Here is an 11,947-nt window from a genome sequence, read left to right as displayed (position 1 = left end):
ACAAAACAGAACTAAATAAAACGTATATCTTCAGGGCAGGGTGAAATTCCCGATCGGCGGTACAGTCCGCGAACGCATCAGCGTAGGAGCCATTGGCTCGTGATTTGGTGAAACTCCAAAACCGACAGTATAGTCTGGATGGAAGAAGATGTGGCGTGCTGCTTCGGCAGCCTGCCTTACATTGCACAAAAGAGCCCTGAGCCGTTATCGGCGCAGGGCTTTAGTTATAAGGAGGTCTTTATTTTGACGACAGAAAAACGAAAATTCAACACCATTGAAGAAGCTATCGAAGAACTGCAAGCCGGCCATATCGTCATCGTCACCGACGACCCGGACCGTGAAAATGAAGGGGACTTCATCTGTGCAGCCCAATACTGCACGACAGAAAACATGAATTTCATGGCCAGCCACGGCAAGGGCCTCATATGCATGCCCATGAGCATCGAATATGCCCATAAATTAGGATTGCCCCCGATGGTCAGTGAAAATACAGACAACCATGAAACGGCTTTTACGGTCTCCATCGATCACGTCGATACGACGACGGGCATCTCGGCTGTCGAACGTGCCCTTACGGCCCGCAAATGCGCCGAAGAATCGGCTCGTCCCGAAGATTTCCGCCGTCCGGGCCACAACTTCCCCCTCATCGCCAAAAGAGGCGGCGTCCTGACCCGCAACGGCCATACGGAAGCGACTGTCGACCTCCTGCGCCTGGCCGGCCTTAAACAAGTCGGATTGTGCTGCGAAATCATGGCCGACGATGGCACGATGATGCGCACGCCGTCCCTCTGGGAAATTGCCGATAAGTACAACTTAAAATTCATCACCATCCACGACTTGCAGAACTACTGCCGTCGTCATGACAAACACGTCATCCGCGAAGCCGTCGCTAAGATGCCGACCAAGTACGGCGAATTCAAAATCTACGGCTACATCAACGACCTCACGGGCGAACACCACGTAGCCCTCATCAAAGGCGATATCGGCGACGGCAAGAACCTCTTATGCCGCGTCCACTCCGAATGCCTGACCGGCGACGTCTTCGGCTCGTGCCGCTGCGACTGCGGCGAACAGCTGGCCGCTGCCCTCAGCCAGATCAATGCCGAAGGCCGGGGCATCCTGCTCTACATGCGCCAAGAAGGCCGCGGCATCGGTCTCATCAATAAACTGAAAGCCTATGTCCTCCAGGAACAAGGCTACGATACGGTCGAAGCCAACGAAAAACTCGGCTTTGCGCCGGACCTTCGCGAATACTGGATCGGCGCTCAAATGCTCCAGGATATGGGTGCTAAGGAAATCCGACTGTTGACCAATAATCCGGAAAAGATTTACGGACTCGAAGGCTTTGGCGTCGAAATCGTCGAACGCGTTCCCATCGAAATGGAACCGCAGAAATTCGATGAATTCTATTTAGAAACGAAGAAGAATAAGATGGGCCACATTCTGCCTCATCTCCACTAATCCTTAGATATAAAAAGGCAGGGATTGCTGATACCGGGCAATCCCTGCCTTTTTCCATTCCGCCTCGTTTCCCGAAGGAGGATTTTTTATAGCAATGAAAACTGATTCTTATGGTAGTCGATGAGGCCGTCCTTCTTCATCTTGCTCAATTCTGCCGACAAGGCACTGCGGTCGACGGACAGAAAATCTGCCATCTGCTGACGGTTAAAGGGCAGGACAAAGGTCGAATTCCCCCTGTCCCGAGCCAAGTTCGACAAGTAGAGCATGATTTTCTGCCGCGTCGAGCGCTGGGTCAAATAGCGCATCTTTTCTGTAAGGAGCCGATTCTTCTCGGCCATGAGGCCTAAGAGATTCCCCGTAAACTGAGCCTCCGCCGGCGTCAGCATATGGCCTCCGTGGAGAACGCCGGCTACATAAATTTGAATGATGACCGCATCGGAAGAAGCCACGACGTCAACCGTCGCCGGTTCTTCCGGAAGACAGGCAAAGGCTTCTCCGAAAAAAAAGCCTTCCGGTATCTGTGATAAAATATTCCGGTTGCCCCAATAATCTTCTTGGATGATATGGACCGAGCCTTCGAGGACCAAGCCGATATAGGCGATCGGATCACCGGAATAAAAGAGAAATTCTCCTTTTTTATAGTTTTTCTGACGGACTTTTAAGTCCTGCAAGAGCGGCAGGACATCGCCTTTGGCGACGCCGCGGAAAAGAGGAGATTTTTCGATAAGGGAAAGATATTGTTCCATTAGCAGCACCTCCTGCTGAATGTAGTTGGAAAAACAACGGCAATATCCGTAAAACTACGATATACTAACATCATCAACGAAACTGCCGATGGAGGAAATAACTATGATACGTAAAATTATACAAATTGATCAAGAAAAATGCAATGGTTGCCGTGCCTGTGCTGAAGCCTGTCATGAAGGAGCCATCGCCATGATAGGCGGCAAAGCTCGACTCATGCGCGACGATTACTGTGACGGATTAGGGGATTGCCTCCCCCACTGCCCGACCGGCGCCATTACCTTCGTCGAACGAGAAGCTGCCGACTACGATGAAGAAGCCGTCAAAAAACACATGGCTGCCCAAGGACGCGAATACAAAGGCCGCTGCCCCGGAAGCCAATCTCATGTCGTAACACCGACAGCCCAGGAGAATGCCGTACAGGGAAGCAGTTCTCAGCTCCGTCAATGGCCGGTCCAGCTCAAACTCGTTCCGCCCCATGCGCCTTACTTCAACGGCGCCCGCCTGTTGATTGCTGCCGACTGTACAGCCTACGCCTACGCCCGCTTCCACGACGATTTCATCAAGGGCCATATCACCCTCATCGGCTGTCCCAAGCTCGATGACATCGATTATTCCGAAAAACTGACGGAAATCATCCGTCAGAATACCCTTCAAGACGTCACCGTCGTCCGCATGGAAGTCCCCTGCTGCCGAGGCCTGGAATTGGCCGTAAAAAAAGCGCTGGATCAGAGCGGTAAATCCCTTGACCTTCAGGTCAAAGTCATCAGTCCCGACGGAAGAATAACGGCCTGACCTGCACCCCTATAACAAAAAAAGATGCTGCCGCAAGTGCGACAGCATCTTTTTTTTAAACGTTCCATTCTTCTTTCAAGGTTGATAAGCACATGAACGTCTGCGAGGAAGCAACCGTTGGAATCTCATTCAATACCTGCATGAGGAAATGTTCCAAATCATCCGGTGTCTTAACGAGCACTTTTAATAAGTAATCGAAGGCGCCGACGACATGATGGCATTCCAAAACTTCAGAATACTGAACGATTTTCGCACGGAAATCTTCGTCATCGCCCGACCGTTCCAGGTTGACCATAATGAAGGCGGTCACGTTGTATCCCGTCTTGCGGCGGTTTATCTTCGCACCGTAGCCTTCAATGATGCCGTTGTGTTCCATCTTACGAATTCGTTCGGCAACGGCGGGAATGGACAAGCCGACAACTTTACTTATTTCTGTTGCCGATGCTTTTCCATTTCGTTTCAAAATCATTAAAATCTTGTCATCAATATGATCCATCTGCCAATACTACCCTCCATAGCTTTAAAATCTATTATACCTATATTATCTTACAAAGATCGCAAAAAGTAAATAGACTTAAAGTTATTAATTATTTATTCACTATACTTTTTACTTCTATGGAAGTCTTTTTATTCTGAAATATGAAAATCAGCATTTAGATCAGAGAAATGGTCTCGGAATCCGGGTGTCATATAAATGGCATTATCCGTTCCGGTAATTTCACAGTCCACACCTTCCATACTGTGGACCAAGTCAAGGCCTTTCTGGGGCCCCAAGACGAAGACGATCGTCGTCAGCATATCGCTGAGCATGCCGGCATGGGGAACGGAACCGTCGATGACGATGGAATCGCTCATGACGCCGGACCGGGCCGGATAGCCTGTACGGGGATCAAAGATGTGATGATAGCGGACGCCGTCTTGGATGAAGTAGCGTTCATAATCGCCGGACGTGGACAAGGCTTGGTTTTCAATGGCGACGATACCCAAAAAGTCCTGGTTATTATCAGACCGGGGATGCTTGATGCCGATGTTCCACGGCTTCCCCTTAGTCGTCTTGCCGACGGCATACATCGAACTGGCACCGAGGTTGATGAGACCGCTTTCAATGTGATGCTTGTCATAAATCTTGCGGATTTCATCGACGGCATAGCCCTTGGCGACACCGCCGAGGTCGATGGCCATCCCCGGTTTTGCCAGCATGACGCTGTGGTCTTCCGGCCGCAGGAGGATATCCTTATAATTGACCTTCATCAAGGCATGGGAAACTTCTTCCGGCGACGGCACATGCTGGTCGGCATTGCCGATATGCCATAAGTTGGTCATGACACCAATGGTGATATCCCATTCGCCCTGGCTCTTCGCCGAATAGTCCTTAGCGTATTCAATCATTTCATAAATGGCAGGATCGACCTGAACATAGTCCTTACCGGCCGCAGCATTGATGCGGCTGACGTCGCTGTCTTCGTTTTGACCGGCCAGTTTATCTAAGACGGCCAAGCGTTCAAAGCCTTCGTCGACGGCCTCTTTCGCTTCCTTCCCGGTCGCCCGGAGAGAGACCGATGTATCCATGGCGACGCCGCTCCTATCAAAAGAAGACTCCGGATGCAGAGTGCATCCGGAGCTGCTCATTACGATGAGGAACGCCATGGTGAGAAGAACCCATACATACCGTTTCTTACCCATCTGTTAACCTACTTTTTCTTCTTTCTTGAAAGAACCTTTAATCATTTCGTTGATAGCGCCTGTCGGACACTTGGTCATGCAGGTAGCGTTATCGCAGTTGTGGCAGACAGCCTGATTGACGACAGCCAGATGGTCGACGATCTTGATGGCGCCTTCTTCCTGATGAGAGCAGTTACGCATGCAGGAACCGCAGCCGATACACATAGCTTTGCAGTTCTTCATGGCAGCAGCACCAAAATCTTTGGAGCTGCAGCTGATGGCAACTTTGGCACTGATCGGAAGCAATTCGATGACGTGGTTCGGGCAGATAGAAGCACATTTACCGCAGCCTGTGCAGAGACGTTTGTCGATGACCGGCAATCCGTCTTCACCCATGTGCATAGCACCGAAGGGGCAGGAACGCGTGCAGTTACCGAAGCCTAAACAGCCGAATTTACAGAATTTCGGGCCCTGCTGAACGATCTTAGCAGCCGCACAGTCATGAACACCCTGGTATTCATAAGCGAGTTTAGCAATGCCATTGCCGCCGCGGCATTTGACATGAGCAAACTTCGGTTCCGTAGCTTCCGCAATTTTACCCGTCAATTTAGCGACGATTTCAGCAACTTCTGCCTTACCGGGAACGCAGAGGTTCGGGGCCACGTTGGGGTCGAGGACGACAGCTTCTGCATATTTTGCACAGCCGGCGAAACCGCAGGCACCGCACTGGCCCTGAGGCAGTGCTTCTTTTACTTCGCCGATGAGCGGATTTTCTTCCATAGCAAACTTCTTGTCAGCACTTGCAAGGATAAAGCCGAATACAAGGCCGATACAAACCATGACGACGACGGCCATGATTGCAATAAATGAGTAATCCATAATCAGTTTTCAACTCCTTTGCCTTAAATCATGCCGGAGAAGCCAAGGAAAGCCAAGGACATCATGCCAGCCAGGACAAAGGCGATTGGTGTCCCCTTCATAGCATGAGGAATATCGGCAAAATCCATTTTTTCACGGCAGCTTGCCATCAGGATAAGGGCAATAGCGAAGCCAATGCCGGCACCGACAGCGAAGATGATATTTTCGAGGAAATTATAGCCACTGGTAACACTGATGACCGGGACGGACAGAACGATACAGTTCGTCGCAATCAGCATGAGGTAAATACCCCACATGTTATACAGTGTCGGAGATTGTTTCTTGATGATGATTTCCAAGAGCTGTACGAAACTTGCAATCAAGATAACGAAGGAAATCGTCCGCAAGAAGGTCAGGTTGAGCGGAACGAGGACCCAGTTGTATAAACTCCAAGCTAAGATGGTACTCAAGGTGATGACGGCCGTAACAGCGAAACCCATACCGACCGAAGCGTTCAGGTTTTTTGAAACGCCGAAGAAGATACACAAGCCGAGGAACTTGGTCAATACGAAGTTGTTAATCAAGACAGCCCCGATAAACAGCGTAAAGTATTCCATTATCCTTCACTCCCTTTCAGTTGTCTCTGTCTTTCAACACGTTCATTCCAAATCTTGAAACCAGCCATGATGAAACCGATCAGCATGAAAGCTCCGGGCGGCAGTGCCATGATGAGAGCCGGCTGGTAAGACGGACCGAATACTTCGAGACCAAAGAAGGTGCCGTTGCCGATGACTTCACGGATGCAGGAGATGATAAACATAGCGATGGTGAAGCCCATGCCCATGCCCATGCCATCGAGGAAGGAAACGACGACGCCGTTTTTCGATGCGACCGATTCAGCACGAGCCAGGATGATAGCAAATACGACGACCAAGTCGAGGTATACGCCGAGGGCTTTGTACAGATCAGGAGCATAAGCCTGTAAGAACAACTGAACACAAGTTACAATCGTAGCGATACACGTAATGTAAACCGGAATACGTACTTTTTTGTTGATCAATTTGTGGATGATCGAAACGACGACGTTGTTGGCGGTGATAACGAACCATACCGTAAAGCCCATTGTCAAACCGTTGACGATGCTCGTCGTTACGGCAAGACCGGGGCACAGGCTCAAGGCCAAGACGAAGTACGGGTTTTCTTCAATAATGCCTCTAGTAAAGATTTTCCAAAGATTCATTATTATTTACCCCCCATCTGTGCTGCTTTTTCAACAGCCTCTTTAACGCCCAAGGTGAAGGCACGGGAAGAAATCGTTGCACCAGTCAGTGCCTGGATCTTATCTTTTGCGCTTCTGTCCTTTGTGACTTCAAGACCGGCGATTTTCTTACCTTTAAACTGGTCTTTAAACGGAGATTTTGCACCTTTATCGCCAAGGCCCGGCGTTTCATTGGCTTCAAGAACGGTGTAGTCCATAACCGTACCGTCCATGGATACAGCCGTCAGCAGCTTAATCGGGCCGCCGTAGCCTTTCGGAGCCGTCGGGATGATGTAAGCGACTTTCTGGCCGCCTTTTTCAGCAATAAACGTATCTTCTTCGCCCTGTACAGGGACGAATTTGTCAGCATCGGGAACGAGGGTCTTCATGGATTCCTGTTTCATCTGTTCTGCTTTTGCCGTAGCAATCGGGCCGGTGATGAAGAAAACGACACCGATAATGCAACCGGAAACAAGGCAGGTGAGGATAAGGTTCATTGCGACCTTAAAGATCCCGCTTTCGTTTTTGTCTGCCATTTTATTTAGCCCCCTTTGTCTTTACCGCACCAAAGACAGTCGGTTTAACCAAACGGTCGATGAGCGGAGTCAAGGTATTCATGAGCAAGATGGAGTAGCAAACCCCTTCAGGATAACCGCCGAGTACACGGATCAAAACCGTAATCAGGCCGCAGCCTAATGCGAAGATGACCTGGCCTTTAACGGTAATCGGAGCCGTTACCATATCCGTTGCCATGAAGAAAGCGCCAATGATAAGACCGCCTGCCATCATTTGGAAAAGCGCAACGTTTGCACTGCCGTATACAGCGCCGGTGAGAATACCGACCGTTGCGATCATGACGACCGGAACCTGCCAGTTAACATAGCCTTTGTAAATCAGCCATAAGCCGCCGAGGATGAGGAGAACCGTAGATGTTTCGCCGAGGGAACCATTACGGAATCCGAAGAACATGCTCTGGTAGATGCTGCCCCAGTCATTCGTGCCGAAGAGCTGGAACAGGGCATCGGAACCGCCATGTTTGAAGATGTTCAAAGGAGTAGCGCCTGCAACGCCGTCGATGACCGTACCGTTGAGCTGGGTCCAGGTGGTCATAGCGACCGGCCAGGAAACCATCAAGCCTGCACGACCGACGTGAGCCGGGTTGAAGATGTTGTAGCCGAGGCCGCCCATAGCTTGTTTACAGACGACGATAGCCAGGAAAGAACCGACGATGCTCATCCACCAAGGAAGGCTCGGAGGACAGGTCATAGCCAACAGAAGGCCTGTGATGACAGCAGAGCCGTCGGTAATGGTGATGCGTTTGTGCATCGCTTTTTCCCATAAGAATTCAAAGATAACAGCCGAGACAATTGCGACGATGATATTGACGAGAGCATTGACACCGAAATAGTAAACGCCGAACGCAGCAGCCGGTACGAGAGCGGCAACTACATTCCACATGATCTTAGGAATGGTTTCGTTACAGCGAACATGCGGTGAAGATGCTACGGTAAGTTTAATTTCCTGCATGTCTTTAGCATCCTTTCCATTTGTTTGTCCTTTAGCTTCTGGACTCATGATATCCCTTCTTCCAATTAGTTATTGGCTTTCTGTGCTTCTGCTTTCGCCTGCGCTTCGCGCTGGATAGCTTTGCACTGACCTTTTGCGTTGCGGATATACTGGACAATATTGCGTTTAGCCGGGCAAGTATAAACACAGCTGCCGCATTCGACACAGTTCATGACACCGTATTCCATGCATTTATCCCAAGCCTGGCAGGACGAGAAGATGCTGAGCTGACTCGGAACGAGCCCCATGGGACATGCTTCTACGCAGCGGCCGCAGCGGATACAGGGAGATTCTTCACCGGCCTGGCATTTTTCCGGAGACAGGGCCAGGATACCGGAAGCACCTTTAGTTACAGGTACGTCGAGCTGATACTGGGCAAGACCCATCATCGGGCCACCGGCAATCAGGCGATCCGGTTTTTCCGTAAAGCCGCCACAGTAGTCGATAACTTCCTGGAAGGTCGTGCCAATACGAAGACGGAGGTTTTTCGGTTCTTTGATGCAGTCACCGGTAACGGTCGTGAGACGTTCGATGAAGGGAATACCCTGACAAACAGCATCGGTAATGGCGATAACCGTACCGACGTTACTGACGACACAGCCAACGTTCATCGGGAGTCCGCCCGGTTCTACCTGACGGCCCGTGCAGGCTTCGATCATCATTTTTTCAGCACCCTGAGGATACTTGGTCTTGCAGGTGACAACCGTAACTTCGGGAATATCTTTGAAAGCTTCGGTCAGGTTCTGGATGGCTTCCGGTTTGTTGTCTTCGATCCCGATGAAAGCAGTTTTAATTCCGAGCACTTTCATGCAGATCTGGACGCCCGTTACGAGTTTATCCGTCGTTTCCTTTTCTACCATCGCACGGTAGTCACAGGTCAGATACGGTTCGCATTCGGCACCATTGACGATGAAGGTGTCAACCGGTTTGTTCGGAGCCAGTTTGACATGAGCCGGGAAAGTAGCACCGCCGCAGCCGACGACGCCAGCTTTTTTGATGAGTTCCAGGATTTCCTTGCTGTCGAGCTGTTTCCAGTCGTGCTCTTCGGGAAGTCCTTCTACCCATTCATCCTTACCATCTGCTTCGATGACGACAGCCATGCACTGAACCATCATGTTGTGCGGCATCGGCGCAACTTTGATGACTTTGCCGGACGTAGATGCATGAATGTCGGCATGCAAGAATGCGTCACTGGTCCCGATAAGCTGTCCCTTTTTGACCATATCGCCAACTTTGACGGTCGGTGTACAAGGGGCACCAAAGTGCTGGCTCATGGGAATGACGACTTGAGCCGGTACTGCCGGGGTTTCTATGGCTTTATCTTTTGCATAGATCTTGCCATCATCAGGATGGACCCCACCTCGTTTAAAGGTATTCAACATCAAAAATCACCTCATTATTATATAATGAAAAATAATAAAAACATGAATCATGCTTCCAATCGCTTACATTATATCATTATGTAGCGTATTATTCAATGTGAAAATCGGAGCAAAGTTTCACATTTAACTTATTTTTATAATATGCAATGCGAAGGAAAAAGAAGTCAAAAGCCGTCCAAATTTAAAAAGATATTTTGGTTTACATTTCTTCATACGACACCTATTTTGTATAGTATAAACGGCCATTTTACGGGATTTTCAAGGAAGCGGAATAACAAATAAATAGTTTACAAACCCTTTTCAAGACCTCTGATTTTATCATATTTTAAAGGCATATAACATTTCGCCATATGTTACACCAGGCACATATGGCGTGTATATTATATTCATAAACAACATGATACCTCGCATTCACTGTATCTTTATACCTTGCATCCCGAAATTAGAATGACCGCGAAGAATTTATACGATATTTGCAAGATTCATGAAAATGCACGAAATGTAAAAAAAGACGCCCTCCAAGAGAGCGTCCTTTTATAGCTTCGATTTACTTCTATTATTTTTTCAGATCCAGAGCGGCTTTGATAAGGCCGTTGAACAAGGGGTGAGCCTTGGTCGGGCGAGATTTGAATTCCGGATGGAACTGGCAGCCGACGAACCAGGGATGATCCTTGATTTCGACGATTTCTACCAAGCGGTCGTCCGGTGACGTACCGGACAAGATCAGGCCGGCATTGACCATTTCCGTACGGTACTTGTTATTGAATTCCCAGCGATGGCGATGGCGTTCATAAATGAGGTTGGCATCGTATACAGCCTGGGCTTTCGTGCCGTCTACCAATTTGCAGGGATAGAGGCCGAGACGCATGGTTCCGCCTTTTTCCGAGATATCGACTTGGTCCGGCATGAGGTCGATGACCGGGAATTCAGCGTCTTCACAGAATTCCGATGACGTAGCACCTTCAAGGCCGACGACGTGGCGGGCAAATTCCATGACGGCACACTGCATTCCCAAGCAGAGGCCGAGGTACGGAACCTTGTTCTCACGGGCGTACTGGACAGCGCGGATTTTGCCTTCGATGCCGCGGTTGCCGAAGCCGCCGGGAACGACGATGCCGTCAATGCCCTTGAATACGTCTTCCATCGTCAGCTTGGGATCTTCCAAAGTTTCCGAATCGATCCAGTGGATATTGACTTTGGCTTTATTGGCGATACCGGCATGATTCAAGGCTTCGGCAACGCTGAGGTAGGCGTCGTGGAGGGCGACGTACTTACCGACTAACGCGATTTCCAAGGTCTTTTCCGTGTTGTAAATGGATTCGACCATCTTCTTCCAATCTTCCATGTCGCAGGGACGGTTAGGAAGGTCGAGTTTTTCCAAAACGATGCGGTCCATGCCTTCTTCTGACAAGAGGAGCGGCACTTCATAGATGCTGTTCAAGGTCTTGTTTTCGATAACGGCATCTTTGTCGATATCGCAGAACAGGGCCAGCTTATCTTTCATTTCATCCGACAAAGCCCGTTCTGTACGGCAGACGATGATATCCGGCTGGATACCGATGCTGCGCAGTTCTTTTACGCTGTGCTGAGTCGGCTTGGTTTTCAATTCACCGGCAGCGCCGATATAAGGAACAAGGGTGACGTGGATGTACAAGACGTCGTTGCGGCCGACTTCCTTCTTGATCTGGCGAATGGCTTCCAAGAAAGGCAGGCTTTCAATATCGCCGACAGTACCGCCGATTTCTGTAATGACGATATCGGCATTGTCGTCGTCACCGACGCGATAGACGCGGTTTTTGATTTCATTCGTAATGTGCGGAATAACCTGTACCGTATGGCCCAAGTAATCGCCGCGCCGTTCTTTCTGAAGGACCGACCAATAGATTTTGCCGGTCGTGACATTGGAATTCTTACCGAGATTGATATCGATGAAGCGTTCATAGTGGCCGAGGTCGAGGTCTGTTTCCGTGCCGTCGTCAGTGACGAAGACTTCACCGTGCTGATAAGGGCTCATCGTGCCCGGGTCAATATTGATATAAGGGTCAAACTTCTGGATCGTAACCTTGTAGCCGCGGTTCTTCAGCAAACGGCCCAATGAAGCCGCTGTAATGCCTTTCCCTAACGAAGAAACGACGCCGCCTGTTACAAAGATATATTTAGCCATATTTCCTCCCTGTCGAGCTTCTGCCCACTGCGAATCAAAATCAATTCAATAACTTAT

12 protein-coding genes and 1 riboswitch are annotated in these 11,947 nt (G+C 49.6%); of the genes, 2 read left to right on the top strand and 10 right to left on the bottom strand.

What is annotated here, in order from left to right; genetic code table 11:
* The first annotated feature begins 22 nt into the window (after positions 1-22).
* Positions 23-154, top strand: a riboswitch (FMN riboswitch).
* 89 nt (positions 155-243) lie between these two features.
* Entirely contained in the window at positions 244-1,461 is a 1,218-nt protein-coding gene (locus QZQ46_RS00865) for a bifunctional 3,4-dihydroxy-2-butanone-4-phosphate synthase/GTP cyclohydrolase II (RefSeq protein WP_296826075.1), read from the top strand.
* Positions 1,462-1,547: 86 nt separating this feature from the next.
* Here the strand turns inward: QZQ46_RS00865 and QZQ46_RS00860 are convergent, their stop codons facing one another.
* Positions 1,548-2,207 (bottom strand): Crp/Fnr family transcriptional regulator, encoded by a 660-nt coding sequence (locus QZQ46_RS00860; RefSeq protein WP_296826074.1) that lies wholly within the window; start codon positions 2,205-2,207, stop codon positions 1,548-1,550.
* A gap of 103 nt (positions 2,208-2,310) precedes the next feature.
* On the opposite strand from QZQ46_RS00860, the gene QZQ46_RS00855 reads away from it, so the two are divergent.
* Entirely contained in the window at positions 2,311-3,000 is a 690-nt protein-coding gene (locus QZQ46_RS00855; RefSeq protein WP_296826073.1) for an ATP-binding protein, read from the top strand.
* 55 nt (positions 3,001-3,055) lie between these two features.
* On the opposite strand, the gene QZQ46_RS00850 is transcribed toward QZQ46_RS00855, so the two are convergent.
* The 9 genes from QZQ46_RS00850 to QZQ46_RS00810 all read right to left on the bottom strand — a co-directional run bounded on the left by QZQ46_RS00850 (position 3,056) and on the right by QZQ46_RS00810 (position 11,890).
* Positions 3,056-3,496 (bottom strand): Lrp/AsnC family transcriptional regulator, encoded by a 441-nt coding sequence (locus tag QZQ46_RS00850; RefSeq protein WP_044504607.1) that lies wholly within the window; start codon positions 3,494-3,496, stop codon positions 3,056-3,058.
* A gap of 131 nt (positions 3,497-3,627) precedes the next feature.
* Positions 3,628-4,569 carry an FAD:protein FMN transferase gene (locus tag QZQ46_RS00845; RefSeq protein WP_296826163.1) on the bottom strand — a complete coding sequence of 314 codons (942 nt, stop codon included), beginning with the start codon at positions 4,567-4,569 and terminating at the stop codon, positions 3,628-3,630.
* A 117-nt stretch (positions 4,570-4,686) separates the two neighbouring features.
* Entirely contained in the window at positions 4,687-5,541 is an 855-nt protein-coding gene (rnfB, locus tag QZQ46_RS00840) for an RnfABCDGE type electron transport complex subunit B (RefSeq protein ID WP_296826072.1), read from the bottom strand.
* Positions 5,542-5,564: 23 nt separating this feature from the next.
* Complete coding sequence (locus tag QZQ46_RS00835; protein ID WP_154254092.1) at positions 5,565-6,137, bottom strand: electron transport complex protein RnfA; 573 nt, start codon at positions 6,135-6,137, stop codon at positions 5,565-5,567.
* Positions 6,137-6,760 (bottom strand): electron transport complex subunit RsxE, encoded by a 624-nt coding sequence (gene rsxE, locus QZQ46_RS00830; RefSeq protein WP_044504616.1) that lies wholly within the window; start codon positions 6,758-6,760, stop codon positions 6,137-6,139. Before rsxE ends, QZQ46_RS00835 begins: the two co-directional genes overlap by 1 nt.
* 2 nt (positions 6,761-6,762) lie before the next feature.
* Positions 6,763-7,314 (bottom strand): RnfABCDGE type electron transport complex subunit G, encoded by a 552-nt coding sequence (locus tag QZQ46_RS00825; protein WP_296826071.1) that lies wholly within the window; start codon positions 7,312-7,314, stop codon positions 6,763-6,765.
* A gap of 1 nt (position 7,315) precedes the next feature.
* Positions 7,316-8,353 (bottom strand): RnfABCDGE type electron transport complex subunit D, encoded by a 1,038-nt coding sequence (locus QZQ46_RS00820; protein WP_296826070.1) that lies wholly within the window; start codon positions 8,351-8,353, stop codon positions 7,316-7,318.
* 17 nt (positions 8,354-8,370) lie between these two features.
* Positions 8,371-9,726 carry an electron transport complex subunit RsxC gene (rsxC, locus tag QZQ46_RS00815; RefSeq protein ID WP_296826069.1) on the bottom strand — a complete coding sequence of 452 codons (1,356 nt, stop codon included), beginning with the start codon at positions 9,724-9,726 and terminating at the stop codon, positions 8,371-8,373.
* 556 nt (positions 9,727-10,282) lie between these two features.
* A complete protein-coding gene (locus QZQ46_RS00810) occupies positions 10,283-11,890 on the bottom strand; it encodes a CTP synthase (RefSeq protein WP_296826068.1) in 1,608 nt (535 codons plus the stop codon).
* Positions 11,891-11,947 lie beyond the last annotated feature (57 nt).

Source organism: uncultured Megasphaera sp. (assembly GCF_900539295.1).
Taxonomy (GTDB): Bacteria; Bacillota; Negativicutes; order Veillonellales; family Megasphaeraceae; genus Megasphaera.
Note: the sequence above shows the minus strand (reverse complement) of the source record. Positions and strands in the feature narration are given on the sequence as shown.